Origin of the sequence: Thioalkalivibrio sp. ALJ21, assembly GCF_000378605.1 — a bacterium.
Lineage (GTDB): Bacteria > Pseudomonadota > Gammaproteobacteria > Ectothiorhodospirales > Ectothiorhodospiraceae > Thioalkalivibrio.
This window is the reverse complement of record NZ_KB905155.1, coordinates 638390-664787: the sequence shown is the minus strand read 5'-3', so window position 1 is coordinate 664787 and position 26398 is coordinate 638390. Positions and strand designations below refer to the sequence as shown.

The 26398-nt window shown below is 64.8% G+C and carries 26 protein-coding genes; 8 read left to right on the top strand and 18 right to left on the bottom strand.

The window, feature by feature from the left end; all coding sequences use genetic code 11:
- Positions 1-35 precede the first annotated feature (35 nt).
- Genes thrC through alaC form a run of 3 tightly spaced genes read right to left on the bottom strand, consistent with a single transcriptional unit; the run spans position 36 to position 3815 of the window.
- On the bottom strand, positions 36-1178 hold the full coding sequence (gene thrC / locus F579_RS0103090; protein WP_019024315.1) for a threonine synthase: 1143 nt from the start codon (positions 1176-1178) through the stop codon (positions 36-38).
- A 38-nt stretch (positions 1179-1216) separates the two neighbouring features.
- Complete coding sequence (locus F579_RS0103085) at positions 1217-2530, bottom strand: homoserine dehydrogenase (protein ID WP_018993894.1); 1314 nt, start codon at positions 2528-2530, stop codon at positions 1217-1219.
- A 55-nt stretch (positions 2531-2585) separates the two neighbouring features.
- Positions 2586-3815 (bottom strand): alanine transaminase, encoded by a 1230-nt coding sequence (gene alaC / locus F579_RS0103080; RefSeq protein ID WP_019024316.1) that lies wholly within the window; start codon positions 3813-3815, stop codon positions 2586-2588.
- Positions 3816-4011: 196 nt separating this feature from the next.
- Here alaC and F579_RS0103075 point away from each other — a divergent pair, with 196 nt between their 5' ends.
- Positions 4012-4392, top strand: coding sequence for an Mth938-like domain-containing protein (locus F579_RS0103075; protein WP_019024317.1), 381 nt, complete (start codon positions 4012-4014; stop codon positions 4390-4392).
- Between the two features lie 24 nt (positions 4393-4416).
- Here F579_RS0103075 and rpoS read toward each other — a convergent pair whose 3' ends face one another.
- From rpoS to surE, 5 genes are read right to left on the bottom strand one after another with little or no spacing between them, the layout of a single operon-like run.
- Positions 4417-5493, bottom strand: coding sequence for an RNA polymerase sigma factor RpoS (gene rpoS / locus F579_RS0103070; protein WP_019024318.1), 1077 nt, complete (start codon positions 5491-5493; stop codon positions 4417-4419).
- Between the two features lie 25 nt (positions 5494-5518).
- Positions 5519-6259 carry a peptidoglycan DD-metalloendopeptidase family protein gene (locus tag F579_RS0103065; protein WP_019024319.1) on the bottom strand — a complete coding sequence of 247 codons (741 nt, stop codon included), beginning with the start codon at positions 6257-6259 and terminating at the stop codon, positions 5519-5521.
- Positions 6260-6290: 31 nt separating this feature from the next.
- Entirely contained in the window at positions 6291-6875 is a 585-nt protein-coding gene (locus F579_RS0103060; RefSeq protein WP_019024320.1) for a YqaA family protein, read from the bottom strand.
- A 47-nt stretch (positions 6876-6922) separates the two neighbouring features.
- The gene (locus tag F579_RS0103055; protein WP_026148260.1) at positions 6923-7588 is read right to left on the bottom strand and encodes a protein-L-isoaspartate(D-aspartate) O-methyltransferase; all 666 of its coding nucleotides are present in this window, start codon (positions 7586-7588) and stop codon (positions 6923-6925) included.
- A complete protein-coding gene (surE, locus tag F579_RS0103050) occupies positions 7578-8351 on the bottom strand; it encodes a 5'/3'-nucleotidase SurE (protein ID WP_019024321.1) in 774 nt (257 codons plus the stop codon). Before surE ends, F579_RS0103055 begins: the two co-directional genes overlap by 11 nt.
- Before the next feature lie 125 nt (positions 8352-8476).
- Between surE and F579_RS0103045 the strand changes: the two genes are divergently transcribed.
- The 3 genes from F579_RS0103045 to F579_RS0103035 all read left to right on the top strand — a co-directional run bounded on the left by F579_RS0103045 (position 8477) and on the right by F579_RS0103035 (position 10470).
- On the top strand, positions 8477-9037 hold the full coding sequence (locus tag F579_RS0103045) for a Smr/MutS family protein (RefSeq protein ID WP_019024322.1): 561 nt from the start codon (positions 8477-8479) through the stop codon (positions 9035-9037).
- A gap of 206 nt (positions 9038-9243) precedes the next feature.
- Entirely contained in the window at positions 9244-9852 is a 609-nt protein-coding gene (locus F579_RS0103040) for a DUF3365 domain-containing protein (RefSeq protein WP_038029323.1), read from the top strand.
- 174 nt (positions 9853-10026) lie between these two features.
- Positions 10027-10470, top strand: coding sequence for a PAS sensor domain-containing protein (locus tag F579_RS0103035; RefSeq protein WP_019024324.1), 444 nt, complete (start codon positions 10027-10029; stop codon positions 10468-10470).
- Positions 10471-10519: 49 nt separating this feature from the next.
- Here F579_RS0103035 and truD read toward each other — a convergent pair whose 3' ends face one another.
- Genes truD through mrcB form a run of 5 tightly spaced genes read right to left on the bottom strand, consistent with a single transcriptional unit; the run spans position 10520 to position 17135 of the window.
- On the bottom strand, positions 10520-11569 hold the full coding sequence (gene truD, locus F579_RS0103030) for a tRNA pseudouridine(13) synthase TruD (protein ID WP_081616891.1): 1050 nt from the start codon (positions 11567-11569) through the stop codon (positions 10520-10522).
- Positions 11566-12267, bottom strand: a complete 702-nt coding sequence (tsaB, locus tag F579_RS0103025; RefSeq protein WP_019024326.1) for a tRNA (adenosine(37)-N6)-threonylcarbamoyltransferase complex dimerization subunit type 1 TsaB — start codon at positions 12265-12267, stop codon at positions 11566-11568. Before tsaB ends, truD begins: the two co-directional genes overlap by 4 nt.
- The gene (locus F579_RS0103020; RefSeq protein ID WP_026301039.1) at positions 12258-14201 is read right to left on the bottom strand and encodes an ATP-dependent DNA helicase; all 1944 of its coding nucleotides are present in this window, start codon (positions 14199-14201) and stop codon (positions 12258-12260) included. The genes tsaB and F579_RS0103020 overlap by 10 nt, the downstream gene beginning before the upstream one ends.
- Before the next feature lie 43 nt (positions 14202-14244).
- Positions 14245-14793, bottom strand: a complete 549-nt coding sequence (locus F579_RS0103015) for a tetratricopeptide repeat protein (RefSeq protein WP_019024328.1) — start codon at positions 14791-14793, stop codon at positions 14245-14247.
- Entirely contained in the window at positions 14793-17135 is a 2343-nt protein-coding gene (gene mrcB, locus F579_RS0103010) for a penicillin-binding protein 1B (RefSeq protein ID WP_155984979.1), read from the bottom strand. The genes F579_RS0103015 and mrcB overlap by 1 nt, the downstream gene beginning before the upstream one ends.
- Before the next feature lie 152 nt (positions 17136-17287).
- Here mrcB and F579_RS0103005 point away from each other — a divergent pair, with 152 nt between their 5' ends.
- The 4 genes from F579_RS0103005 to F579_RS0102990 are packed head-to-tail and all read left to right on the top strand — an operon-like array spanning position 17288 to position 20811.
- On the top strand, positions 17288-18850 hold the full coding sequence (locus F579_RS0103005; protein WP_019024330.1) for a bifunctional aminoglycoside phosphotransferase/ATP-binding protein: 1563 nt from the start codon (positions 17288-17290) through the stop codon (positions 18848-18850).
- A gap of 51 nt (positions 18851-18901) precedes the next feature.
- Positions 18902-19675 (top strand): hypothetical protein, encoded by a 774-nt coding sequence (locus tag F579_RS0103000; protein WP_019024331.1) that lies wholly within the window; start codon positions 18902-18904, stop codon positions 19673-19675.
- Positions 19676-19721: 46 nt separating this feature from the next.
- Positions 19722-20252, top strand: coding sequence for a C40 family peptidase (locus F579_RS0102995; protein WP_231365777.1), 531 nt, complete (start codon positions 19722-19724; stop codon positions 20250-20252).
- A 40-nt stretch (positions 20253-20292) separates the two neighbouring features.
- A complete protein-coding gene (locus tag F579_RS0102990) occupies positions 20293-20811 on the top strand; it encodes a DUF302 domain-containing protein (protein ID WP_012982697.1) in 519 nt (172 codons plus the stop codon).
- An 81-nt stretch (positions 20812-20892) separates the two neighbouring features.
- Here F579_RS0102990 and secF read toward each other — a convergent pair whose 3' ends face one another.
- From secF to queA, 5 genes are all read right to left on the bottom strand, one after another.
- Positions 20893-21840 carry a protein translocase subunit SecF gene (gene secF / locus F579_RS0102985; RefSeq protein ID WP_019024334.1) on the bottom strand — a complete coding sequence of 316 codons (948 nt, stop codon included), beginning with the start codon at positions 21838-21840 and terminating at the stop codon, positions 20893-20895.
- Between the two features lie 13 nt (positions 21841-21853).
- Positions 21854-23722, bottom strand: coding sequence for a protein translocase subunit SecD (secD, locus tag F579_RS0102980; RefSeq protein ID WP_019024335.1), 1869 nt, complete (start codon positions 23720-23722; stop codon positions 21854-21856).
- A gap of 11 nt (positions 23723-23733) precedes the next feature.
- Positions 23734-24063 carry a preprotein translocase subunit YajC gene (yajC, locus tag F579_RS0102975; protein WP_017926621.1) on the bottom strand — a complete coding sequence of 110 codons (330 nt, stop codon included), beginning with the start codon at positions 24061-24063 and terminating at the stop codon, positions 23734-23736.
- A 97-nt stretch (positions 24064-24160) separates the two neighbouring features.
- Positions 24161-25276 carry a tRNA guanosine(34) transglycosylase Tgt gene (gene tgt / locus F579_RS0102970; protein WP_019024336.1) on the bottom strand — a complete coding sequence of 372 codons (1116 nt, stop codon included), beginning with the start codon at positions 25274-25276 and terminating at the stop codon, positions 24161-24163.
- Entirely contained in the window at positions 25266-26333 is a 1068-nt protein-coding gene (gene queA / locus F579_RS0102965) for a tRNA preQ1(34) S-adenosylmethionine ribosyltransferase-isomerase QueA (protein ID WP_019024337.1), read from the bottom strand. The genes tgt and queA overlap by 11 nt, the downstream gene beginning before the upstream one ends.
- Between the last annotated feature and the right edge of the window lie 65 nt (positions 26334-26398).

Genomic DNA, 26398 nt, shown 5'->3' with positions numbered 1-26398 from the left:
ACTTCGGGGCCGCTCGCTGCGATTGTTAAAGGGTCTCAGGCGAGGTTGTCGCGGATCGCGCGGGAGACCGCGTCCAGCTCCGCCGGGACCTTGGTCGGCTGGACCACACTCTGCGCGATGGCCGTGTCGGGATCCTTCAGGCCGTTACCCGTGAGGGTGCACACCACGGTGGAACCCTCGCGAATCTTGCCGTCGCGGATATCGCGCAGGGCGCCGGCCAACGACGCCGCCGAGGCGGGCTCGCAAAACACGCCCTCCTTCTCGGCCAGGAGCTTCTGCGCGGCCAGAATCTCGTCGTCCTGACACTCGTCGAACCAGCCGCTAGATTCCTCGCGCACCTTCCAGGCCATGTCCCAGGACTGTGGGTGCCCAATGCGGATCGCAGTGGCCACGGTGTCCGGGTCGTCGACCATTGCGCCGCGCATGAAAGGCGCGGAGCCGGCCGCCTGATAGCCGACCATGTGCGGGCGGTTACCCACCATTCCACCACCGGCGTACTTGCAGTGGCCCTTGCAATAGGAGCAGGCATCCGTCACGTCGTCGCTGCTCTTGGCGGCCATTTCGCTGTAGCCGATCCAGTGCGCGGTGATGTTACCCGCATTGCCCACCGGCAGACAGTGATAATCCGGGGCGCGGCCCAGTTCCTCGACGATCTCGAAGGCCGCGGTCTTCTGGCCCTGCAAGCGATACGGATTGACCGAGTTCACCAGGGTCACCGGCGTGTTGGAGGCGACCTCCTTCACCAGGCGCATGCCATCGTCAAAGTTGCCCTCGATCTGGATCACGGTGGCGCCGTGCATCATCGCCTGGGCCAGCTTGCCCATCGCGATCTTTCCATCGGGGATGACGACGAATGCCGTGATCCCGGCGCGTGCCGCATAGGCGGCGGCCGCGGCGGAGGTGTTACCGGTGGAGGCGCAGACAATCGCGCGCGAGCCTTCTTCCACGGCCTTGGTGACCGCCATGGTCATGCCGCGGTCCTTGAACGAGCCGGTCGGGTTCAGGCCCTCGAACTTCACGTAAATCTCGACCTCGCGCGCCAGGTCCCGCGGGATATTGTTCAGGCGGATCAGCGGAGTGTTGCCCTCGCCCAGCGAGATGATGCGCGTGTCGTCGTGCACCGGCAGGCGGTCACGGTAACGTTCGATCAGTCCGGTATAGCGATGTCCAAAGGCCATGGTGTTCTCTTTAGCGTGTTGCGCAGGAAACTCGGAGCCTAGCGGCCCAGCGCTTCCATGCGGATACGAGTAATCGGGGTTAGCAGGTGATCCAGCGCCTCGAGCGCGGCGATCGCCTCGTTCATCGCGCCCTCGCGGACCTTGTGCGTCAGCATGATGATCGTGGCCTCGCCGCGCTCCGCATCCGGCTCGCGTTGCAGGATCGCCTCGATACTAATGCCGTGCTCGCCCAGGATACGGGTGATATCGGCCAGCACGCCCGGACGGTCCTGGGTACGCAGGCGCAGATAAAAGGACGTCTCCACCTCGGACAGATCCAGCACCGGCTTGTCCGACAAAGCATCCGGCTGGAAGGCGAGATGCGGGACCCGGTTCTCGGGGTCCGTGGTCAGGGCGCGCACGACGTCGACCAGATCGGCCACCACCGCCGAGGCGGTGGCCTCGGCACCGGCACCCGCGCCGTAGTACAGCGTCGGGCCCACCGCGTCGGCATTGACCAGCACCGCGTTCATCACGCCGTCGACGTTGGCGATCAGCCGGCGCTCCGGGATCAGAGTCGGGTGCACGCGCAACTCGTAGCCCTTGTCGGTGCGCCGGGCAATGCCCAGATGCTTGATGCGGTAGCCCAGTTCGGCGGCGAAACCGACGTCCTCGCGGGTGATATTGCTGATGCCCTCGACCGCAACCCGGTCGAACTGCAGCGGGATACCGAAGGCGATGGACGCCAGGATCGCCAGCTTGTGGGCGGCATCGATGCCCTCCACGTCGAAGGTCGGGTCGGCCTCGGCATAACCGAGCGCCTGGGCTTCGGCGAGCACATCGTCGAAGTCGCGGCCCTTGTCACGCATCTCCGTCAGGATGAAGTTGCCGGTCCCATTGATAATCCCGGCGAGCCACTCGATCTGGTTGCCGGCCAGGCCCTCGCGGATGGCCTTGATGATCGGGATGCCCCCGGCCACCGCGGCCTCGAACGCGACCATCACGCCCTTCTCCTGGGCGCGCTGGAAGATGGTGTTGCCGTGCAGTGCGATCAGGGCCTTGTTCGCGGTGACCACGTGCTTGCCGGCGTCGATCGCAGCCAGCACCAGGTTCAGCGCCGGGTCGGTGCCGCCCATCAGTTCGACGACGACCTCAACCTCCGGGTCGTTGACGACCGCCGCGGGGTCCGTGGTCAGGCGAATCTGCGAGCAATCGCAGTCGCGCTCACGCTTGATATCACGCGCGGCGGCCGCGACCACCTGGATGCCACGGCCAGCCCGGCGCGCGATCTCGATTCCGTTACGGTCCAGCACATTGACGGTGCCACAGCCAACCGTGCCCAGCCCCAGGATTCCAATCTTTACCGGCGTCATAAAAGCCTTGTCTTGTCTGCGTGCGGGCGCTACCGCCCGAATGAATGCCTGATTGCTACTCGCCGCGCCCCGGCTCGGCCGACTCGGTGGTCGCATCGGCCAGGATCGAGTCGGCGCGGAACATGGCCTTGATCCCGCGCAGGGCCTGCCGCGTGCGCTGTTCGTTCTCGATCAGGCTGAAGCGCACGAAGTCGTCGCCGTAGTTGCCGAAGCCAACGCCCGGCGAAACCGCGACCTTGGCATCACGCAACAGCTTCTTGGCGAACTCGAGCGACCCCATCTCGCGGTAGGCCTCCGGGATCGGCGCCCAGACGAACATGGTCGCCTTCGGCTTCTCCACATGCCAGCCCAGCTTGCCGAGCCCCTCGCACAGCACGTCGCGGCGAGAACGATAAAGCTCGCGAATCTCGTCGACGCAGTCCTGCGGACCCTCCAGCGCGGCGATCGCGGCGACCTGGATCGGCGTGAAGGTGCCGTAATCCAGATAGGACTTGATGCGCGCCAGTGCGGCTACCAACGTCGGGTTGCCGCACATGAAACCGACTCGCCAGCCCGGCATGTTGTAGGTCTTGGACAGGGTGTAAAACTCGACCGCGATATCCTTCGCGCCCGGCACTTCCAGGATCGACGGGGCCTTGTAGCCATCGAAGCTGATCTCCGCATAGGCGAGATCGTGCACGATCCAGATGCCATGCTCCTTGCAGATCGCCACGACCCGCTCGAAGAAGTCCCGATCCACACACTGCGTGGTCGGGTTGGCCGGGAAGTTCAGGATCAGCATCTTCGGCCTGGGCCAGGAATCCTGAATCGCCCGCTCCAGCTCGGCGAAGAAATCGACGTCCGGCGTCAGCGGCACATGGCGTACGTCCGCCCCGGCAATCACGCAGCCATAGGGATGGATCGGATAGGCGGGATTCGGAACCAGCACCGCGTCCCCGGGACCCAGGGTGGCCAGCGCCAGATGCGCGAGACCTTCCTTGGAGCCGATGGTCACGATCGCCTCGGTCTCCGGGTCCAGCTCCACATCGAATTCGCTCTTGTACCAGCGCGTGATCGCCCTGCGCAGCCGCGGAATGCCCTTGGACACCGAATAGCGATGCGTATCGCCGCGCTGGGCGGCCTCGCAGAGCTTGTCGACGATGTGGCGCGGGGTCGGCTGATCCGGATTACCCATGCCGAAGTCGATAATGTCCTCGCCGCGGGCACGTGCCTCGGCCTTCAACTGGTTCACGATGTTGAAGACGTAGGGCGGGAGGCGCTCGATACGGGGAAAGACGTCGGTCACAGGTCAGGTCCTGGTTGGGCCAAGCGAGCCGGCAGCAGGTCGGGGGAGACGCCGCGGAATCCCCTTGAATACCGCACCGGAAAGCGCGCCAAAGTATAACCCGGGCCCGCCTCTGTCAACGAATCGGGCAGCAAACTGGCCCGGCTACAAATGCCTGTTCTTGAGCCTGCCTCGCGCGCGGAGTAGCGTGTAGCGCATGCTGTTCTCCGAAGTCACCAGCGAAGAGACCTACATCGTGACCGGCTACGAGTCGGGTGCGGTGGGGATCAACCAGGTGGGGTATACCCGCAGCCTGATCGTGCGCCCGAATGCACTGCAGCAGGACTGGCCGGTGGATTCCGTCGCCGCGCTGGCGGTCGAACACCTGCAGCCCGTGATCGATCATCCCCCGGAGGTGCTGCTGATCGGTACCGGCGAGGTACAACGCTTTCCGGACCGGGCTGTATGGCGCCATTTGCGCAGCGAGGGATTCGGCGTGGAGATCATGGATACCGCTGCCGCCTGCCGGACCTACAACCTGATCATGGCCGAGGGTCGCGAGGTGGCGGCCGCCCTGATCATCGACGGCGGGGACTGAACCCGGCCTTACGGGACACCGCCGTCAGGAGTTGGGCAATACCTCGTCGCCCTTCATCCCGCGCGATTCAAGCAAACGTCGCAGGCGCTTCAAGGCATCCATCTGGATCTGGCGCACCCGTTCCCGTGTCACGCCGATCTCGGCCCCCACCTGCTCAAGGGTCGAGCGCTCGAATCCATGCAACCCGAAGCGTCGCACCAGCACCTCGCGCTGCTTGTAATCCAGTTCCCCCAGCCACTCGTCCACCAGGTGCTGAATGTCCTGATCCTCCAGCAGCGATGACGGCTCCTGTGCATTCACGTCCGCCAGGATATCCGTGAGCGAGCGCTCGCCGTCCGGGCCGGGCGGCAGGTCCATGGAGGTCGACGGCTCGGACATCGCCCGCAGCTTCTGGATCTCGGCCACAGGCTTGCCCAGGCGCTGGGCCAGCTCTTCCTCGGTGGGATCGCGACCCAGCTCCTGGGTCAGGTTGCGGGCGATCCGCGCGTGCATTCGCAGCTCCTTGCTGACATGCACCGGGATGCGAATCGTGCGCCCCTGGTTCATCAGGGCCCGCTCGATCGTCTGCCGGATCCACCAGGTCGCGTAGGTCGAGAAACGAAAGCCGCGTTCGGGATCGAATTTCTCCACAGCGTGCATCAGACCCAGATTGCCCTCCTCGATCAGGTCCAGGAGGGGCAGACCGCGATTCAGGTAGCGCCGCGCGATCTTCACCACCAGCCGAAGGTTGCACTCGATCATGCGTCGCCGCCCGGATTCATCGCCATCGCGAGCCAGGCGCGCGTACTTGCGCTCTTCCTCGGGAGTCAGCAGAGGCCGGTATTCAATGTCACGCAGGTAGATCTGGATGGCATCGAGTTCGGCCGGGCGGGCATCGCGCAGTGTGCGGGGGCGTACTGGAACATCCTGTTCCGGGGAGAGTTCCTTCTCGTCTTCCGGGGCCGGGACTTCGACCTCTTCGGGACTCTCTCCAGTCACCAGAGGGTCACCATTCGCGCCGAGGTGTTCGGCAGGATTCTCCTCACCCGACAGGCCGGTTCCGTCATCCATCAGGTGTTCTTCGTCCAGTTCCGAATCGACCGGCTTCCGGGATTTAGCCATGGATGCCCTGTACTCCCTTTTCTATCTAGCGATCCGGCAGGTATCGGGTCGGATCCACGGGCGTTCCATCTACCCGTATCTCGAAGTGCAGCATTGGGCGCTCCGCGCCCGATGAACCCAGACGCGCTATCGTCTCGCCAGCCTCGACCTGATCCCCTTCGGAGACCAGCAGCTCGTCGTTATGGCCATAGGCACTCAGAAAGCGCGCGTCGTGTTTCAAGATGATCAGTCGACCATACCCCACGAGGCCGCCACCTGCATAGACCACCTCGCCGGACCGCGTCGCCCGCACCTCGTCGCCGCGCTCTCCGCCAATCGCGAGCCCGCGCCGCGTTCCGCTGCTGGAGAAACCACGAAGGACGTCACCATCCGCCGGCCAACGCCACCCACCCGGGTCATCCGGCGGTGGATCCGAGCGCGCGGTTTTTCGCGACGCATCACTATCACCGTCACTGCCGCTCGCGGTTGACGATTCCTGCCGCTGCTGACGCGGGGCCTGCGGCGGAGACGAGCGCGCCGCCCCGCGCAGGCGCAGTTCCTGCCCGGGGTAGATGATGTACGGCGCGCTAATCGCATTGCGCTGGGCGACTTCACGCCAGTCCAGGCCGTAGCGGTGGGCAATCCGGTAAAGGGTTTCTTCGCGCTGAACCGTGTGGGTCGCAGGCACCGGGCCACTGGCACGCGAGGTGTCGCTGCCGCCGCTGGGGGCCCGTGTCGCGCAACCGCTGACCAAAGCGACCAACAGGCCCGCGATGGCCACCAGCATGAGCGTTTGCAAGAATCGCCGACTCAAGGCGTCATTCCATCAGCAGCACGATCACCATCGCACCCAGCAGTGCGACCACACCCGCCCAGCCAATACGCTCCATATAGGGCCGCAGGTGCTGCTCGGCTCGAGGCCCCGCCCAGGCCATCACGAGTGCCACCAGGAAGAACCGCAACCCCCTCCCGATCAGCGATGCAATCACGAATGGGATCAGGGCCATCGACAGGGCCCCGGCGGTCACCGTGAACAGCTTGTACGGGATCGGCGAGAATCCGGCGATCAGCACCACCCACACGCCCCACACCGCAAACCAGGCCTCGGCCTGCGCGAGCTCGGCCCCGTATCCCCAGCGCTCCAGCCATGGTCCAATCCATTCGAACGCGGCCCACCCGATCAGATAACCCAGCAACCCGCCCAGCACGGAGAAGATCGTCGTCAGGGCAGCGAGGCGCCAGGCCGTCCGTGGTCGGGCAGCCGCCATCGGCGCCAGCATGACATCCGGCGGCACCGGAAAAAAGGAGGATTCGGCAAACGACAGCGTCGCCAGGTAGCGCGGGGCATGGCGGTGGCGAGACCACTGCATGACCCGATCATACAACGGCTCAAATAGCTTCATGCCGATCCCCGGAGGCTGAAGACATCACGCCTGAGCACCCGTGCACCTCACTGCTCGGCCCCGGGCAACATGGGAACGAACATGACCGCATCGAGGATATCGCGCACATAGGCCTCTTCGGTACGCGTATAGCGCACCAGTTGCTGGCGCCCGTCCGGCCCCTCCACCGGTGCCACAAGGCGACCATTGAGCGCCAGCTGCGTCAGCAGGGTCTCCGGAACGTTGTGCGGTGCGGCGGTCAGGATGATGCCGTCGAACGGCGCGCGCTCGGGCCAGCCTTCCGCCCCATCGCCGTGCCGCAGGTTCACGTTGTTGATCCCCAGGCGGCTTAACAGCTCACGCGCATTCCGGCTGAGCGCCTGGATGCGTTCGACGGAGTAGACGCGGTCCACAAGCTTGGCGAGCACGGCCGCCTGGTAGCCGGATCCGGTGCCAATCTCCAGCACCGTGCTCACAGGACCGCCCTCCAGCAAGGCCTCGGTCATGCGCGCAACAATAAACGGCTGCGAGATGGTCTGACGATGTCCGATAGGCAGCGCGATATTCTCGTAAGCCCGATGGCTCAGCGCCTCCTCGACAAACAAGTGGCGGGGGACATCGCGAACAGCCTCGAGCACCCGGCGATCACGGATGCCCTGACCCTCCAGCAAGCGGATCAGTCGTTCTCTTGCTCGGCCCGACGTCAAACCGGCCCCGCGCGCATCAGGAACCATGGTGGCTCCCGGGTGTTGCATCCTCCAGCCAGCGGCCCACCGTATCGATGGCGTCGTAACGCGTTAAGTCCACCTGAATAGGAGTCACCGAGACATAGCCCTCTCGCACCGCATGAAAATCCGTACCCGGCCCGGCGTCCTGTTCCGAACCCGCCGGCCCCACCCAGTAGATCGGCCGCCCACGCGGATCGGCGTCCGCGATCATCGGCTCGGCTCGGTGCCGATTGCCCAACCGTGTCGCCTGCACGCCGCGAATCTGTTCGCGCGGCAGATCGGGGACATTGACGTTCAGGATCGTGGCCGCCGGCAGCGGTACGCGATGAATCCGGTCCAGCAGATCCAGCACAATACGGCCGGCCGCCTCATAGTGCGTGAGGTCCGTCCCTACCAGCGAGACCGCAATAGCCGGCAGGCCCAGGAACCGCCCTTCCATCGCAGCCGCGACGGTACCGGAATACAGCACATCGTCGCCCATATTGGCGCCGGAGTTGATCCCGGAGATCACGACATCCGGCTCCCACTCACCCAGCAGGCCGGTCAATGCGAGATGCACACAGTCCGTTGGCGTCCCGTCCACCTGAATCCCGTCATGCCCCACTTCCCGTGCCCGCACCGGGCGCACCAGCGTCAGGCTGTTGGAAGCACCACTGCGGTCACGATCCGGCGCCACAACGCGCACCTCCGCGACTTCACGCAGACATTTCGCCAGACACTGGATGCCGGGCGCATGGATACCATCGTCGTTGCTTACCAGAATGCGCATGCGGATTGGGGTCGCTGGGAAGTGGCCTAATATACTGGATTCCGAACACCGAGCGCGGCCACGAACCTCACCGTTTGCCTGAGGTTCTTCTCCGTCCACGCCACGGAAAACGCGAGTATCCTGCCATGAACTCTGGTGATGATCCCAACGATATGCCCAATGACGCGGACGAATTCCTGCGTGCGATTGGCGATGTGCGACGCCTGCACCATGACCAGGCCGACACCGGCAAGCCGCGCCCCCCTGCCCGCGCGCACCAGCGCGACCGCGACGAGGCCGCCGCGCATTCCGACTGGCTCAGCGATCCCATCGGCGCCTCGGAACTTCAGCCCGGTGACGAGTTGCGTTATGCCCGTGACGGGATCAGCCACCGGATCTTTCGCAAACTGCGTAATGGCCATTACCGCGTGGAAGATGAACTCGACATGCACGGCATGTTCGCCGACGAGGCGCGACAGGCGATCGGGCAGTTCCTCGATCAGGCCCGCGCACACGGGCGCCTCTGCGTCCGTGTGGTGCATGGCAAGGGCATGCGTTCACGGCAAAAAGGGCCGGTACTCAAGGGGCTCACCGATCACTGGCTGCGCCAGCGCCACGATGTACTGGCGTTTTGCTCGGCGCCTCCAGCAGACGGCGGCACCGGAGCCGTATATGTACTTTTGAAGCGCCCGAACGCGCAGCGCTGAGACGCCCACCAACTATACTTAAGTCACATATTCCCATTCGCTGATTATTGGGCTTAGACTGATTCCAGGCTGTAGATTCAGCGCGGGACTGGTTCACGTTTTTCCTATACCAATCCTTGCAATCTTCAGTAATCCGTACCATGCTCTGTACAAGTCTTGTACAGTTCTACGGGACGCAACGGACACTGCATTGGGAGGTCCTGTTCATGAAGAATTGGAAGCTAGCCCCGATCGCCCTTGGCTTGGCCGCGTTCGTTAGCACTAGCGGACACGCCCTTGGCGACGATCACGCAAAAGAAATGACCGAAGCAGAACTGCAAGAACGCATCGCTGAAACACGTGCGGCGATCGAGCAGTTCGCAAGCACCCTCCAGGGAGAACTGGTCGCCGCCATGGAAGAAGGCGGGCCGACCCAGGCCATTGAGGTCTGCAACCAGCGGGCACCCGAAATCGCGGACGAGATTGCGGCCGACACCGGCTGGGAAGTGGGTCGTACGAGCCTGAAGATCCGCAACCCGGACAACAGTCCGGATGAATGGGAACGCATCCAGCTGGAGCATTTCCAGTCCCAGCATGCCGAAGGCACCCCCGCCAACGAGCTTGCGCCGCGCCACGAGGTGGTCGAGGGCGAAGATGGCGCCCGGTTCCGCTTCATGGCGGCGATCCCGACCGGCGGCGCCTGCCTGGCCTGCCACGGCTCGGACATCAGCAGCGACGTCAAGCACGCCCTGGAGCGCCTGTACCCCGACGACCAGGCCACGGGCTTCAGCGAGGGTGACGTGCGTGGCGCATTCTCGATTACACAAGAGATGTAAGCGCTAAAGGGTCACCGTGAGGCCGCCTTCGGGCGGCCTTTTTTATGCGTAACGTCCGACAATCGCCCGCGTGTGCGGCCATTCGTGCTATTTTCGAGACACAGCCTCAACCCAAAGCGGACATCACCCTCCGACGACCTCGTCCGCTCACCAGAACACGAACCAGACCGAACTATGACGCGAACGATTGATGCCGAACTCCTGGCCCTGGCGGTAGACGCCTCCAATGACGGCGTCGTGATCGCTGAGCGCGAAGGCGACGACAACATCCTGATCTACGTCAATCGCGCCTTTGAAGAACTAACCGGCTATCGCTCGGAAGAGATCCTCTATCGGGATTGCCGGTTCCTCCAGGGCGACGATACCGACCAGGAAGCACGCAGCGAGATCCGCGCCGCGATTCAGGAGAATCGGCCTTGCCGGGTCACGCTGCGCAACTACCGCAAGGACGGCTCCCTGTTCTGGAACGAGCTTTCGCTCACGCCCGTGTTCAATGACGAAGACCACCTGACCTACTACATCGGCATCCAGAAAGACATTACCGCGCGCATCGAAGCCGAGCAGCGGGCCGCGAAAGCCGAGCAGAAACTACAGGAAACCGAGGCCCGTTCGGCCTGAACGCCCGCTCCTCTCCTGAGCGCCGGGGGAAACACTGATCAGTGCCTCCCTAAGCCGTATCCTGTTTCGGTACGCTGTCCATCACGGCATCGAGGATGCTGGTCGCGTACTCCCCGGGGCCGAGGGCGATCTCCAGACGCAGATCGTCCTCCTGCCATTCCCAATCGAGTGACGCGGGAAGTAGCCGCAGGGCCCGACGGGCCGGTTTCATACCCTGAGCCTCCAAGCCCGATGCCAGGGTCTCGAATCGTCGGGCGCACTCCGCCTCCCGAAGACGCACATCGCCCGTCGTCAGCGGGTCGCCGCGACCCCATAGGGGGCCTGTCGGGTGGATCACACCCTCCGCCAGACGCTGCTCGATATCGGCCGTCACCTCGGGGACCGCAAAGACGCTGCCCGACCCCTGGAACGTCGCCACGTCGCCGGGCAGAAAACGTGCCCAGGTATCGTCGGCTACCCGTTCTTCCAGCACGGCATTGAAGATTGCGGAACGCGCCGCAGAGAGCAGCAGGCTGCGCTGGTTGCGACTCCGTGGCGCCCTCCCCCCGCTTAGCCATTGCTCGGCCTGTTCCAGGTTGCGACGGCCGAACCGCTGCTGACCGAAGTAATTCGGGACCCCCTGCTCCCGGATACGCCGAAGGATCTGCTCCGCCATATCGCGATCGCCCGCAACGTCCCTCAGCCAGACGACAAAACGGTTCCCCGCGAGGTGTCCGGTGCGCAGCTTGCGCGAATGCCGCTCGGCCCGCAGCACTCGGGCCTCGCCCTCGGCGTCCTTGCCCAGGCGTTCCATCAAGGTCGCTGGAGTTTGCCAATCCGGTTCGGCAGTGGCTGTGCACTGCACGCTGAACCACTGCCGCGTAACGGCCTGCCGGTCCTTGCGCCCGGCATAGCTCACCTGGCCGCGTGGTACCCCGCAAGCCCGCGCCAGCGCGACAGCGACATCCTCGGTGTTGAGCAACCGCTTTTCGATCTCCAGCCACAGATGCTCGCCGTTGCCTTCGGGCTCGGTCGCAGGTAGCTCGAACACGCAGAAATCCTCCGGGGCCTCTTTCATGCGCCCGGTAATCGGTGGCGACCACGGATATACCGGCGTCATGGACCCGCCTCTCGCGGCTTGGGCGGCGCGGCAACGTTATCCCGCAGGTAAACCGGCTGCGCCTGTTCGGGCGGAATCGCCCCGTCCCGCTCCCAGGTATCCACGGCCAGCACGGCGACCTCGCGCGCCCGCGGCAATGCATCCGAATAGAGCCGCTCCTCGCTCAGGCCGCTGCGTTCGACCAATTCAGGATAGGCCGCGAATCCGGAACCGATGCCCCGATCCGGTGCTCCGCGCCAGGCGGGCAGCACCTGACCGGGTACCGAGACCTGCTCCGGCGCTGCCTGCGCACGCCCTTCGACGACCGGATTCAGACTCCAGTACACCTCTCCCATACGGGCGTCGAGAGCCGCGAGGATCTCAACCGGTGGAGTGTCGGGTTGCTCGCTAACCAGTTGCTGCGCCAGCGCCTGCAGGGTCGATATCGGGACCACCGGGCAATCCAGGGCAAAGGCCATCCCCTGTGCCACACCCAGCCCCAGCCGGACCCCCGTGAACGCTCCGGGACCACGGCCGACGGCAACGGCATCCAGGGACGAGCGGGCGATCTCCGACCGGGCCAGCAACTCCTCCACCTGCCGGAGGATCAATTCGCCATGCTGGCGTGGGGCGCGGACCTCGATACTTTCCAGCGCCCCATCGACCCACAACGCGGCGGAACACATCTCGGTGCAGGTCTCGATCGCGATCAGTCGCATCCGACACGCTCCCGGGCCGTCGCAAGAAACTGCAGGGCCGCGATCGGGTCCCGCGTCCGATGAAACGGCGGAAGGCTGGCCAGGAACCGGCGTCCATAAGGCTTTCCGGTCAGGCGGGGATCACAGATCGCGAGGATGCCGGAGTCATCCGCATCACGAATCAGGCGTCCAGCCCCCTGCTTCAGGGCCAGCACCGCCTGCGGCAGGCTGAATTCCATAAACGGCGAGCGTCCTTCGGCCTCCAGGGCCTGCGCGCGGGCCTGCAACACGGGGTCATTCGGCGCCGCAAACGGCAGCCGATCGATAATCACCACCGACAGCGCCTCGCCGCGGATGTCCACGCCCTCCCAGAAACTGTGGGCCCCCAGCAGCCAGGCGTTCCCGTTCTCGCGAAACCGTGCCAGCAGATCGTTGCGGGGCTGCTCGCCCTGTACCAGCAGCTCGCGGTCCGGCAACTCGGCCCGTAGCAGTGCCGCTGCCTCCTGCAGGGCACGATGGCTGGTGAACAGAAAAAACCCGCCGCCCGGGTTGTCGCGCAGCAGAGGCCATGCCCAGGCGACACAGGCGCGCGTGTAGTCGGGGCTGTTCGGGTTGGGCAGCGGTGGCTGCGGATGCACCAGACACGCCTGCCGGGCGAAGTCGAAAGGGCTCTCCAGTCGTTCCTGGGCGACGTCCGCAGGCAGGCCCAGGCGCCGCGAGGCGTGGGTGAAGTCCTCTCCAACGGCCAGCGTAGCCGAGGTGAAGACCCAGGCGGCCGGGCGCGCGGCCCGCCGTTGCGCCAGCGGTCGCGCGGCATCCAGCGGCGTCCTGTGCAGGATCAGGCTCTGCGCGAAGCGCTCAACCCAGGCCACGGTATCCGGCGTGTCCTCGCGCCAGCCCTGCAGGCGTTCCCGCATCAGGAGTACACGCCCCTGCACCTGCTCGAGCCCGGGCCCGCGTTCGGTGGCGGGCGCCAGCGCATCGCTCAACGCGCGCAGGGCCTCGTCCAGTTCCTCAAGCGATGGATCCACCTGGCCCTTCTCGTTCACCACGTCCCAGGCGGCGCGCGGTTCCATGCCCTGTGTCGCCTCGAGCAGCTTCTTCACGACGGTCTCAAGTTCGACCGCAGCCTCGCGGATCATCACCATTTCCGGGGCTGCCTGCTCCTGCTCCCGGCGCACATCGCGCGCTAGGTCGCGCAACGCCCGGCTCCCGACGGAAACGCCAAAGAACGCCCCGGCGATCTCCGGCAGTTGATGGGCCTCGTCGACGATCACGGCATCGACCTCCGGCAGAAGCTCGCCGAAGCCCTCTTCCTTCAGCGCCATATCGGCCAGCAGGAGATGGTGGTTCACAACCACGATATCGGCATCCTGCGCGCGCTTGCGCGCCTGCACCACGAAGCAATCGTTGTACTGCGGACACTCGCCGCCCAGGCAGTTGTCGACCGTGGACGTTACCTGTGGCCACAGGGGCGAGTCCTCGGCCAGGATGCCGGCTTGGCCCAGATCGCCAGTGGGATGGGTGCGAGCGAACTGCCGCAGCGCCTCGATCACGGGCATGCGCTCGCGTTGAGCGCTGCGTTGCGTCTGCCCTCCGGCCTCGGCGGCCGCGAGTTCCAGGCGGTAATGGCACAGGTAGTTGGCGCGGCCCTTAAGCAGTGCGGTGCGCGGGCGATAGCCCAGTGCCTCGCATACGGTCGGCAGATCCCGCTCGAAAAGCTGATCCTGCAACGTCTTGGTCCCCGTCGAGATCAGAGCCTTGCGGCGTGCCTGCAGGACCGGCACCAGATACGCAAAGGTCTTGCCCACCCCCGTGGCGGCCTCGACCAGCAAGGCGGTGGGGGCCTGCTCCAGAGCCGACTCCACGGCCACTGCCATGCGCTGCTGCGGCTCGCGCGGACGAAACCCATGCAGGGCCTCGGCCAGATCGCCCCCGGGGCTCAGCGCGCGCACCGCCGCCGAACCGGTTGGGGTCGGCGCGGGTGATTCGGCGGACTCAGACAACGCCAGTTTCCAGCCTCTGAATGGCCTCCTGGGCCTCCCGGGCGCCTTCTTCGTCACCCATCGCCTCTCGCGCGGCCTTGATCACTCGCCAGTTCTCCAGAGCAAGCGAGCGATCCCGTTCGCCGCCCAGTTGCAGCGAGCGCCCCGCGAGACGGTCCGCCTGCGGGTAATTGCCCTGTTCCAGCCGGATGCGGGCCATCTGATGCCACAACGAGGCATCGCGCGGCGCAATCCTCAGCGCACGTTCCAGCTGCTGGGCAGCGCGTTCGAGGTTCCCTTCGCTGCGCGAGCCTTCTGCCTGCTCGGCCAGGGCCAACGCGGCCGAAGGCGTAGCTTCCGGCTCCGCAGCCGGTTCAGGCTCGCGCGACTCCTCGTGCGGGATCGCCTCCGGCTCTGGGGCGTCGGCCCCTGGCGGCTGCTCTGGCGCCGGGCCCCTTGTCTCCGGCACCGCACAGGCAGCCAGAAACAGGACGGCCAGCAGCGCGGCAACCGGGCGAGGTCGAGGCAGCAGGCTCAAGCGTATGGAGTTGTTTGGGATCATTAGCGGAACAATCTCTCAAAAAAGCCCCGCTCATCCGGGGTGCGGCCCGTGTCGCAGTCGGCACGGCTCTCGGGGATGGAATTCTGCCAGAACGGGAGCGTTTTCACCGACTCGCAGGCATGATCGTCCTGCTCGACGCGGAGGCCGGACTTCAGGTCAATTTCCTGATAGGCAATCTCGGGATGACGGTCTAGCCGCAGCGACTGTGCGCCCAGACCGGCCATCACATCGGCCCAGATGGGAGCCGCAGCCACACCTCCGGTCAGGCCGGTCGCCTTGTTATCGTCCATCCCCAGCCAGACCACCGTGACGTGGCGATCATCGAACCCGGCGAACCAGCTGTCGCGGAAGTTGTTCGTGGTGCCGGTCTTGCCGGCCACGACGCGCCCCGGGAGGCGCTGGCTGATCTGCCGCCCGGTCCCCTCGGTGGTCACGTCATGCAGGGCGTGGGTCAGCAGGCTGACCGCGCCATCGGGTACGGCACCGCGCAGTTCCAGCCCGTAGTGGGACAGGACCTCGTCCTCGAGATCGAGGACGTCGCGAATGGCACGGGTGCCGGTCGCATAGCCACCATTGGCGAGCGCCTGGTACAGCCCGGCCACCTCCAGTGGCGACAACTCGATCGCCCCAAGGGCCAGCGAAGGCAACGGGGCCGGGGTGCGCTGCAAGCCGAGCGTCTGCAATACGTCGATCAGCTGCGAAATGCCGATCTCTTGTGCCAGCTGGACCGTGGCGACGTTGTACGACTGGACCAGCGCCTCCCAGGCCGTTACGTCGCCGCGGTGTTCGCGGTCGAAATTGCGCGGCGTCCAGGGCTCGCCATGCGGCAGCTGGATGGTCATTGGGCTGTCATCGAGCAGGCTCGCAAGCGTATAGCGCCCAGGTTGCGTGAGCGCCGCCAGGTACACGAAGGGCTTGAGCACCGACCCGACCTGCCGCTGCGCCTCGACCGCCCGGTTATAGCCGGGATACTGCGGATTGCGATCACCCACCACCGCAAGCACCTCTCCCGCTTGCGGGTCGGTCACGACGGCCGCCGCCTGTAGCCGCTCCAGGTTGGACCCGCGCTGCTCGATCACCCGATCCACGCCCGCCTTCAGACGCTCCTCCAGGGTGAGCTGCACGACCGGGTCCATGGTGGTGAAGATGCGCAGACCCTCGCTGCGCAGGTCCTCGTCCGCGTAGTCGGCGCGCAACTCGCGACGCACCATGTCGAGGAACGCCGGGAATCGGCTGCGGCCCTGCGGCACCACAGGAGATACATCGAGTTCGGTATCCAGCGCAGCCTCTATCTGGTCGGCATCGGCCAGCCCGGTCTCCAGCATCGCGCGCAACACCTGATCACGGCGCGCCTTGGCACGCTGGGGGTGACGACGCGGATCGTAGTAGCTCGCACCGCGGGCGAGCCCCACCAGCAGCGCCAGCTGGTCCAGGCGCAGCTCGTTCAGGGGCCGCTGGTAGTAGAACTGAGAGGCCTGGCCGAATCCGTGGATCGCGCGCTCACCCGACTGGCCCAGATAGACCTCGTTGATATAGGCCTCGAGGATTTCCCGCTTGGAGTAGCGCCGCTCCAGCAACAGGGCCATGACCGCCTCGTTCGCCTTGCGCGCCAGCGTCTGGTCCCGTGTCAGGTAGAAGTTTTTGACCAGCTGCTGCGTCAGCGTACTGCCACCCTGCACCGTCCGCCCCGCGCGCACGTTCGCCATGGCCGCCCGGGCAATACCCGCCGGGTCCACCCCGCGGTGCGACATGAAGCGACGATCCTCGATCGCAAGCAGCGCGCCGATTAGTTCCCGCGGCACCTCGTCTATGGCCACGAGGATGCGATCCTGGCCATGGGTCGGGTAGATGCTCCCGATCAACAAGGGCTCGACCCGCATCAGATCGACGCGCTCACCGTTCCCTTGCTTCTGGACGGACTGCACCCTTCCATCCGAAAAATCCACTCGCACCGAATGGGCCGGCTCCGGACCGTCGCCAAAGGTGAACGGGCGCGTGGTAAACGACACCCGGTTGCCGTCCACGCGATACTCGCCCGGGCCGCTTCCCTGTGCACTACTGCGGTAGTTCAGTGTCTCCAGTTCGGTTTCCAGCGCCTGGGCCGTAAGCGCCCGGCCCTCGTAGAGCTCCAGCGGTCGCGCGTAGACGCGCGCCGGCAACGCCCAGCGCTGGCCCTCGAAGCGCTCGCGAATCTCCTGATCGAGCGAGACGACATAGATCGCCCCAACCCCGATACCGGCCAGCGCCAGACCGGCGAACAGCCACATCCCGGCACCAAAGAAATGGCGCAGGCCTCCGGATCGGGCACCTCGGCGGGAACGGGTCGTACGTTTTCGGGGCATGAGGGCTTCTGGAAACGGCACAAGGAAAGGGATCAGCCCCAATGTTAACCTGACCGGGCGCAACGGACATGCCGCCAATGCCGCGTTTCCGGGAACGAATCGGCACAAAACCCGTCCACCCGATCGCGATCTGCCAATCCCACGGAGGCGTGATGAGCGCGCTGGAACAACACCAACAACAACTGCAGGCCCTGATTACGACGCTGGGATTCCCGGAGCCCATTCCCCAGCACGACCAGGTGCAGCGCATCGAGACCCACATCTCGACCGTCATTCTCGCCGGCGACTATGCCTACAAGTTCAAGAAGCCGCTGGCACTGGGGTTCCTGGACTTCTCCACGCTGGAGGCACGCCAGCACTTCTGCGAGACCGAGCTCGAGGTGAACCGTCGCCTCGCCCCGCAGATCTATCTCGATGTGGTAACCCTGAACGGAGACGCCACGGCTCCACGCATCAATGGCGAAGGTCCGATTCTGGACTACGCCGTGTGCATGCGCCGATTCGATCGCCGCAAGCAACTGGACAACCTGCTGGAACAGGGCCGATTGCCTACCGAGGCCATGGAGGCACTTGGCCACTATATCGCCGCCTTTCACGAACGCACCGAGCGGGCGGGTGCGGACTCTTCCCATGGCACTCCGGAAGCGGCAACCCAACCGATGCTCGACAACTTTCCGGCCCTGGGCGAGGCGATCCATGGCGAGGCCGACCGGGCGCGGCTCACGGCCCTGGAGCGCTGGACCCGGAACGAAGTCGAACGCCTTGGCCCGCTTCTCGAATCGCGCCACCGCGAGGGCTTCATCCGCCACGGGCACGGCGACCTGCACCTGGGCAACATCGTGTACGTCGACGATCCGGAAAACGGCGAGACCCTGGCGGCGTTTGATGCGATCGAGTTCGACCCCGAGCTGCGCTGGATCGACGTGATCTCCGAGATCGCGTTCACCACTATGGACCTGCTGTCACGCAAGGCCCGCGCACATGCCTGGCGCCTGCTGAACGCCTACCTGGACGGTCGTGACGACATCGCCGGGCTCCGCCTGCTGCCCCTCTATCAGGTCTATCGCGCCCTGATCCGCGCCAAGGTGCAGGGCATCCACGCGCAGGAGTCGCACCTCCCCTCGGACGAACAGGCAGCGCATCGCGCCGAAATGGGGCGCTATCTCGCACTCGCGGAACGCCTGACCGAGCCGTCTGCGCCCCGCCTGGTGCTGATGCATGGCGTATCGGGTAGCGGCAAGACTGTGATCAGCACGCAGATCGTCGAGGCCCTTGGGGCGCTGCGGCTGCGCTCCGATATCGAGCGCAAGCGCATGGGCGACGCAGTCTCCTACAGCGAAGAGGCCCGGGGTCAGATCTACGACCACCTGCGCGCTCGCGCGGACACCCTGCTGGCGCTGGGGCACACCGTGGTCGTCGACGCGACCTTCCTGACCCGTGCCCAGCGGGCACCCTTCCAGAAGCTCGCCACCCGGCACCAGGCGGGGTTTGCGGTCGTCGCCTGTCACGCCAGCGACCGAATCCTGCAGGAACGCCTCGAGCAACGCTCAGCGGCGGGCAAGGATGCCTCCGATGCCGATTACCAGGTGATGCAGCAACAACGCCCGCACCAGGAATGGCCGACCGGAGCGGAGGGCGTCGTGGAGGTTGCCCCGGAGCAGCCGCTGGATACCGATGCCCTGGCACGCCAGCTTCTGCAACCGGTGTCCGCCTAGGTCGACGCGTACGTGTCACAATATAGCCTGACTCAATCCCTGCGAATGCCTATGCACCGTTCTCTCACCCTGTTCTCGACCGCCTGCCTGCTTGCCTTGGCCACGGCCTTGCCGGCCCAGGCCGATGCCCTGCTGCATTACATCGACGACGAAGGGCTCGAGAGCCAGATTCTCGTGCGCGATCACATGATCCGCATGGAACTGAACGAGGCAATCAGCGGGACCTCCGGGTACATGCTGTTCGATGCGCGCAACGACCAGCTCACCGTCGTGGATGACGAGGAGCAAACCTATCTGCCACTGACGCGCGAGGTGATGGACGAACAGATCCAGGCAATGACCGACATGGTCAGCGACCTGCGCCGCCAGATGGAACAGCTCCCACCCGACGTTCGCGACCAGCTCAAACAGCAATTGGGGATCGGCCCCGAGGGGTTCGAGGCCGAAATCAGCACCCGCGAGACGGATGAGCAACGGGAGATCGGGGAATTTGTTTGCAGCGAAATCGAAGTGCTGATCGATGACCGCCCCCAGAGCACCGTTTGCGTCGCCGACGCGCAATCCTTGGGTCTGGAGGCATCCGATTTTCAAACCCTCGGGGCCTTGATGGATCGCCTGTACGAGTTGTCACTGCGAGCCCTTGAGGCCGGAGGTCCCATGGCCTCCCAGATGGGGGCCTCGCTCCTCCCTCGCGTGGAAGGCATCCCTCTGGAAGTGCGCGAACACGATGGCGTCACGACCCGACTGGCAGGACTGTCGACGGACCCCCTGAGCGAGGCCTTGTTCCAGGTACCGGAAAGCTATGAAGAAACCGAGATGTTCTAGCACTCCGGGGCCCGCGCCCTCCCCGGCCTACGGGTCCCAATCCGGCATGCCATACTCCCACAGCGCTCTCCCCTTACTAGGGGCTGCGCTCGTACTGGCCGGTTGTGCGGGTAGCCCCGAGCCACGCGGCCCTGCACCGGAGCCTCTCAAGGTCGACCCGGAACCCCGGGTGGTCGAAGGCCCGATAAGCTATGTCCCCGAAGCCGAACTGAAGCGCTCCGAGGTTGTATTGGCGGCGCTCGGACACCTCGACACGCCCTACCGCTACGGCGGCACCGACGCCAATGGGCTCGACTGCTCTGCTCTGGTACAGCGCGCCTACCGCGAGGCGGGTCAAGATGTCCCGCGGACCACGGGCGAACAGGCCGCCGCCGCGGTCCAGCGTGATGGTGACCCAAGCCCCGGAGACGTCGTGTTCTTCGCCATCAACGGGAATCAAATTGACCACGTCGGGGTCTATGTCGGTGAAGGCCGATTTGTCCACGCGCCAAGCTCGCGCGGGCAGGTCCGCATCGAGGAACTCGACAATCCCTACTGGGCCCCCCGCACCCGATTCGCGGGCCATTTTTTCGACTAATGGGCCTTGCGCCCCTGGAACCTACTACGAGGAAGGAACCATGAAGGCATTCCCTCATTTGTCCCAACTGCTGCGTCGTTCGGCGCTCGCTCTGACCCTGGGCGCCGGCCTGGCACTGGGTGCCACTGCCAGCGCGTACGAAACCGTCATGGAAACCGACGAACGCGTGATCTTCAAGATCGAAGGCGAGTTCGATCACTACTTTGAAATGGTCGAGGAAGCGATTGCCTCCGAAGGCCTCGTGATCAACAACGTCGGCTACATCGCCGACATGCTGGACCGCACCGCCGGCCAGGAGAGTGGCGAGGGCATCTATCTCAATGGCAAGTCCGTGGACTTCTGTAGCGCCAGCTATTCGCGCGCCACGATGGAGGCCGACCCTCACAACATGGTGTTCTGCCCTTACATCATCACGGTGTACGAGCTGACCGATGAGCCGGGCGTGGTGTACATGGGCTATACCCCTGTCCCCGAGGTCGGAGAAAAAGACTCCAAGAAGAGCCTTCGAGACGTCAATGAACTGGTCGAGCGCATCATCAAGGAAGCGCTGTCGTTCTGAGCACGGCCTGAACCAAGAAAGCCCGGCAGCCTGCGAGGCTAGCCGGGCTTTTTTGTGCCCCCTATTGCTAGCCCTTACCCGCTAAGGCGTCTGATCTTCCTCGGCGCCTTCCCTCTTCACAGGGAGCAGTACCTGCCGGTCCACACCCAGCAGCAATGCCGCGGTAGCGGCAATAAAGATCGACGAGTAAGTACCCACAATCACCCCGATGATCAGGGCGATCGAGAAGTTCTGCAGTGCGGCCCCGCCCAGGAACGCCAGCGCGAACAACACCAGCAGAGTCGTCGTACTGGTGATGATGGTGCGCGCCAGGGTCTTGTTCACCGCGATGTTCATGACCTCTTCGGTGCCCTTCTTGCGCAATATCCGGAAATTCTCGCGTATTCGGTCGTACACCACGATCGTGTCATTCAATGAGTACCCGATCACCGCAAGCACCGCCGCCAGGACCCCCAAGTCAAACTCGAGCTGCAGCAGCGAGAAGATACCGAGCGTGATTACCACATCGTGGATCAACGCGAGTACCGACCCAATCGAGAACCGCCACTCGAAGCGCACCGCGACGTAAATCAGGATCCCGGCCAGGGCGTAGATCATCGCCAGCCCCCCCTGCTCGCGCAGCTCCTCACCCACGGCGGGCCCCACGAATTCCACACGCCGCAGATCCGGGTCATCCGGACCACCATCCTGCAAGGCGTTGAGCACCCGGTTCGAAAGCGTGGCCGGGTCGTCGTCGTCTTCGCTCGGGGGTAGACGAATCAGGACATCGCGCGAGGTACCAAAGGTCTGCACCTGGGCCCCGGCGAAGCCGCCTTCGGCCAGTGTCTCGCGGATCGGATCGAGCTCGACGGCCTCGGGATATCCGACCTCGACCAGCGTGCCACCGGTAAAGTCGATCCCGAAGTTCAGCCCGCGCGTGGCCAGAAGCGCCACGGAAATCAGGATCAGGATCAGGGAGATCGTGATCGTGATCTTGCGTTTCCCGAGAAAATCGAGATTCGATTCGGCGAAATTCAAATGCGGAAGCATGTCGTTCTCCGCCTCAGATAGCCAGACGGTTCAGCCGACGCTGCCGCCCGTAGGTGAGATTGACGATGGCGCGGGTCACGATAATCGCCGTGAACATCGAGGCGATGATCCCGATCGACAGCGTGATCGCGAACCCCTTGATCGGGCCGGTGCCGAACAGGAACAGCACGAGCGCCGCGATCAGCGTGGTCACGTTGGCATCCGCAATCGTGGTGAATGCGCGATCATAGCCCGAGGCGATCGCAGCCTGTGGTGACAACCCGTTGCGTAACTCTTCGCGTATTCGCTCGAAAATCAGCACGTTGGCGTCCACCGCCATACCCACCGTCAGCACAATCCCCGCGATGCCCGGCAAGGTGAGTGTCGCCTGCAGCATCGACAACACCGAGACAATGAAGATCAGGTTCAACGCAAGCGCGACGTTCGCGATGACCCCGAACACCCGGTAGTACAACACCATGAAGATCATCACGGCGATGAACCCGATCACGACCGACTGCATACCGCGATCGATGTTTTCCTGACCGAGGCTCGGGCCCACCGTGCGTTCTTCCACGATCGACATCGGCGCGGCAAGCGCCCCGGCGCGCAGCAACAGCGCCAGGTTGCGGGCCTCGCGGCTGCTGTCGAGGCCTGAAATCTGGAAGCGACGCCCCAGCGGCTCGTTGATGCGCGCGACGTTGATGACCTCTTCGCTACGGGAGGTGCGCATCACCTGCTCGCCGTCTTCCTCTACCGTCTCGGTCGAGGTCTCGATGAACACTGTCGCCATCAGCCGCCCGACGTTATCCGAGGTCACGCGGGAGAAGATGCGCGCGCCCTGGCCGTCCAGATTGATGAACACCGCCGGACCGCCCGTATCCTGGGCAATGCCCGAGGAGGCATCCGTGATGTAGTCCCCGGTCAGCATGACCTGGCGCTGCAGCAGCACCGGTGTCCCGTCACGTTCGTGGTAAAGACGCGTACCCGACGGCGCACGCCCGGTCTCGTCAGCCTCCTGAGCATCGCCACTCTCGGACACAAGGCGGAATTCCAGCGTCGCGGTCGCGCCCAGGACCTCTTTCGCCCGTGCCGTGTCCTGCACGCCCGGAAGCTGCACCACAATCCGGTTCTCGCCCTGCTGGGCGATGATCGGCTCCGCCACACCCAGTTCGTCGACCCGCGAACGCAGCGTGGATATGTTTTGCTGCAGCGCCTGACGGCGCAACTCTGTCAGGTGGTCGTCATCCAGCGTCGCGACCAGTCGGCTGGTGTCACCGGACCCACGCGACTCCCAGACCAATTCCTCGCGATACTGGCGCTGCAACCAGCTCTCGGCCGCTTCGCGGTCCGCCTCGCTCTCGAACATCACGGTCAGATCGCGGGAGCCACGCTCTACGGTGTCAAACGAAATACGCTCTTCACGCAGGCGCCCACGCAGCTCATTCGAGTAGCGTTCCATCGCGGTGCCAATCACGGCGTCCAGGTCCACTTCCATCAGGAAGTGAACCCCCCCACGCAGGTCGAGGCCGAGGGCCATGGGCTGGCCATTGATGGCTCGCAACCAGCGCGGGGTGGCCGGGGCCATGTTCAGGGCGACGGTGTGATTGTCATCCAGCGCGTTGCGCAATATCTCCGCGGCGGTTGACTGCTCGTCGGTAGTCTCGAAGCGCAGCAGGATCTGGCCGTCGTCCTGTTCCTCGACCGTATGCGGCGTGACGCCCTGAGCACCCAGGATGGTGCCCATCAGCTCACGGATGTTCTGATCGATCTCGCCGGTGGTTGGGTTCCCGATCTGGACCGACGGGTCCTCCGGGAACAGATTGGGCGCGGCATAAAGCCCCGCGCCCAGGATGACGACGACAATCAGGGCGTACAACCACGCCGGATAGGAATTGCGCATATTCGAAGACCCTAGAGGTCCTTGAGGGTGCCCTTGGGCATGACCTGCTGGACCGACTGTTTCTGCACGGCGATGTTCACGCCATTGGCGATGTCGACCTTGATGAAGTTGTCGCCCACCTCGGTGATCGTGCCGGCCACTCCACCATTGGTCACGATCTCGTCACCCTTGGACAGCGACTCCACCATCGACCGGTGTTCCTTCGCGCGCTTGCTCTGCGGGCGAATGATCAGGAAGTACATGATCGCGAAGAAGATCAGGATCATGATCAGGAATTCGATCATGCCACCACCGGCGGCCCCGCCGTCCTGGGCATGCGCTGCAGAAATCAGAAAATCCATCGAAACACTCCCGTCTAGCCAATCGGTTCAGGGTGCCGGAACAGGCGCCCGGCACCCGCGAGACCCGTGATCGGGCTCGCGAAAATTGCCGCGCGGATTATGGCACAGGCGGCACTTCCATGCCGCGCCGACCATAGAAATCGGCGACGAACGCCTGAAGCGTACCCGCCGCAATCGACTCGCGCAGGCCGCGCATCAGGTCCTGGTAGTAATGCAGGTTGTGGGTGGTCGCCAGGCGCGACCCGAGAATCTCGTTACATTTGTCGAGATGTTTCAGATAAGCCCTTGAATAATTACGGCAGGTGTAACAGCCACATTCGGGATCAATCGGGCCCGTGTCGTCACGGAACCGCGCATTGCGGATACGCAGGACTCCTTCCCGGGTGTACAGGAACCCGTTGCGGGCGTTGCGGGTCGGCATCACGCAATCGAACATGTCGACGCCACGGCGCACGGCTTCCACGATATCCTCGGGCCGCCCCACCCCCATCAGGTAGCGCGGACGGTCCTCCGGCAGCAGCGCCACGGTCACATCCAGCGTAGCGAGCCGTTCGTCCTCGGGTTCCCCGACTGACAGCCCGCCGATCGCATAGCCATCAAAGCCGATCTCGCGCAGGCCCGCGGCTGATTCCCGACGCAGCGCCGGGTACATACCGCCCTGGACGATGCCGAACAATGCTGCCGGGTTGTCGCCATGCGCCTCGCGCGATCGCGCGGCCCAGCGTAGCGACAGCTCCATCGACTTGCGCGCCTCGTCCTCGGTGGCCGGATAGGGCGTGCACTCATCGAAAATCATCACGATGTCCGATCCCAGCTCGCGCTGCACCCGCATGGACGACTCCGGCGTCATCAGCACCTTCGATCCGTCCACGGGTGACTGGAACCGCACACCCTCCTCGCTGATCTTACGCATCTCGGCCAGTGAGAAGACCTGAAACCCGCCGGAGTCGGTCAGGATCGGCCCTTCCCAGTGCATGAAGTCATGCAGATCACCATGCGCCCGGATCACCTCGGTACCCGGGCGCAGCATCAGGTGGAAGGTGTTGCCCAGGATGATCTGCGCCCCCAGCTCGCGCAGCTCCTCCGGCGTCATGGCCTTTACGGTGCCGTAGGTCCCCACCGGCATGAAGGCCGGCGTCTCGACTTCTCCACGCGGGAACCGCAGTCGGCCTCGGCGTGCCGCGCCATCCTGCCCCAGGTGTTCAAACTCCATCGTGTTCCTCCCGGACACTCGGCGGCAGATCCGCGGGATCGCCCGGTGCCAGCCACATGGCATCCCCGTAACTGAAAAAGCGATAGCGATTCGCGACCGCATGGGCATAGGCGTCCAGGATCCGCCGATATCCCGCAAAGGCCGCCACCAGCATGAGCAGCGTGCTCTGCGGCAGGTGAAAGTTAGTGACCATCCGGTCCACTACGCGAAAGCGATATCCGGGCTGGATGAACAGTCGTGTTTCACCCTGAAAGGGCTTCAGCTCGCCCTCCGCCGCGGCCGTCTCGAGCGACCGTACACAGGTCGTGCCCACAGCCACCACACGCCCGCCACGCGCTTTGCAGGCCGCCACGGCGGCACAGGCCTCCGGCCCCACCTCCAGCCACTCGGCGTGCATCTCGTGGCGCGAGGTGTCGTCCACCTTCACCGGCTGAAAAGTCCCCGCCCCGACATGCAGCGTCACCGTGGCCGTCTCGACCCCCTGCGCGCGCAGCCGGTCCAGCAGTGCATCGTCAAAATGGAGCCCAGCCGTCGGCGCCGCCACCGCGCCCTCCTTGCGAGCGAATACCGTCTGGTAGCGCTCGGCATCGCTGCCCTCGTCCGCCCGCTCAATGTACGGCGGCAGCGGGATATGACCGTGCTGCTTCAGCAGCGCGAGCATGTCGGCGTCATCCACCAGACGCAGCCGGAAAAACGGCCCCTGACGATCCGTCACCTCCACCGTAAAGGCATCCGCCAGGTGAAGGCGCGTGCCGGGCTTCGGCGCCCGACTGGCCCGCACCATCGCCAGAACCTGGGTGGGTGACTCGATCCGTTCCACGAGGACCTCGACCTGCCCACCACTCGCCTTCTGCCCGAAGACCCGCGCCGGGATCACGCGCGTGTCATTCAGCACCAGGAGATCGCCCGGGCGCAGCAGTGACTCGATCGTGCCGAACGCGGCATCTTCCGCCTGCTCGTCCTCCAGCACGAGCAGGCGCGAGCTGGCTCGCTCGGGCAGCGGATACTGGGCGATCAGCTCCTGCGGGAGCTCGTAGTCGAAATCGGAAACACGCATGGCGCGCGATGCTACCACGCACCGGCGCCCTGAATGCGGATCAAGCGAAGACGCCTTCTCCCTTG

Excerpts from the sequence above, each read along its gene's own strand:
- F579_RS0103085 (WP_018993894.1), bottom strand. The coding sequence starts at position 2,530 with ATGACGCCGGTAAAGATTGGAATCCTGGGGCTGGGCACGGTTGGCTGT.
- tsaB (WP_019024326.1), bottom strand. The coding sequence starts at position 12,267 with ATGCGACTGATCGCGATCGAGACCTGCACCGAGATGTGTTCCGCCGCG.
- F579_RS0103015 (WP_019024328.1), bottom strand. The coding sequence starts at position 14,793 with ATGATCCCAAACAACTCCATACGCTTGAGCCTGCTGCCTCGACCTCGC.
- secF (WP_019024334.1), bottom strand. The coding sequence starts at position 21,840 with ATGCTTCCGCATTTGAATTTCGCCGAATCGAATCTCGATTTTCTCGGG.
- F579_RS0103045 (WP_019024322.1), top strand. The coding sequence starts at position 8,477 with ATGAACTCTGGTGATGATCCCAACGATATGCCCAATGACGCGGACGAA.
- F579_RS0103000 (WP_019024331.1), top strand. The coding sequence starts at position 18,902 with ATGCACCGTTCTCTCACCCTGTTCTCGACCGCCTGCCTGCTTGCCTTG.
- rpoS (WP_019024318.1), bottom strand. The coding sequence starts at position 5,493 with ATGGCTAAATCCCGGAAGCCGGTCGATTCGGAACTGGACGAAGAACAC.
- mrcB (WP_155984979.1), bottom strand. The coding sequence starts at position 17,135 with ATGCCCCGAAAACGTACGACCCGTTCCCGCCGAGGTGCCCGATCCGGA.
- truD (WP_081616891.1), bottom strand. The coding sequence starts at position 11,569 with ATGACGCCGGTATATCCGTGGTCGCCACCGATTACCGGGCGCATGAAA.
- F579_RS0103060 (WP_019024320.1), bottom strand. The coding sequence starts at position 6,875 with ATGAAGCTATTTGAGCCGTTGTATGATCGGGTCATGCAGTGGTCTCGC.
- F579_RS0103005 (WP_019024330.1), top strand. The coding sequence starts at position 17,288 with ATGAGCGCGCTGGAACAACACCAACAACAACTGCAGGCCCTGATTACG.
- surE (WP_019024321.1), bottom strand. The coding sequence starts at position 8,351 with ATGCGCATTCTGGTAAGCAACGACGATGGTATCCATGCGCCCGGCATC.
- F579_RS0103075 (WP_019024317.1), top strand. The coding sequence starts at position 4,012 with ATGCTGTTCTCCGAAGTCACCAGCGAAGAGACCTACATCGTGACCGGC.
- queA (WP_019024337.1), bottom strand. The coding sequence starts at position 26,333 with ATGCGTGTTTCCGATTTCGACTACGAGCTCCCGCAGGAGCTGATCGCC.
- F579_RS0103065 (WP_019024319.1), bottom strand. The coding sequence starts at position 6,259 with ATGCTGGTGGCCATCGCGGGCCTGTTGGTCGCTTTGGTCAGCGGTTGC.
- tgt (WP_019024336.1), bottom strand. The coding sequence starts at position 25,276 with ATGGAGTTTGAACACCTGGGGCAGGATGGCGCGGCACGCCGAGGCCGA.
- F579_RS0103040 (WP_038029323.1), top strand. The coding sequence starts at position 9,244 with ATGAAGAATTGGAAGCTAGCCCCGATCGCCCTTGGCTTGGCCGCGTTC.
- secD (WP_019024335.1), bottom strand. The coding sequence starts at position 23,722 with ATGCGCAATTCCTATCCGGCGTGGTTGTACGCCCTGATTGTCGTCGTC.
- yajC (WP_017926621.1), bottom strand. The coding sequence starts at position 24,063 with ATGGATTTTCTGATTTCTGCAGCGCATGCCCAGGACGGCGGGGCCGCC.
- thrC (WP_019024315.1), bottom strand. The coding sequence starts at position 1,178 with ATGGCCTTTGGACATCGCTATACCGGACTGATCGAACGTTACCGTGAC.
- F579_RS0102995 (WP_231365777.1), top strand. The coding sequence starts at position 19,722 with ATGCCATACTCCCACAGCGCTCTCCCCTTACTAGGGGCTGCGCTCGTA.
- F579_RS0102990 (WP_012982697.1), top strand. The coding sequence starts at position 20,293 with ATGAAGGCATTCCCTCATTTGTCCCAACTGCTGCGTCGTTCGGCGCTC.
- F579_RS0103035 (WP_019024324.1), top strand. The coding sequence starts at position 10,027 with ATGACGCGAACGATTGATGCCGAACTCCTGGCCCTGGCGGTAGACGCC.
- F579_RS0103055 (WP_026148260.1), bottom strand. The coding sequence starts at position 7,588 with ATGGTTCCTGATGCGCGCGGGGCCGGTTTGACGTCGGGCCGAGCAAGA.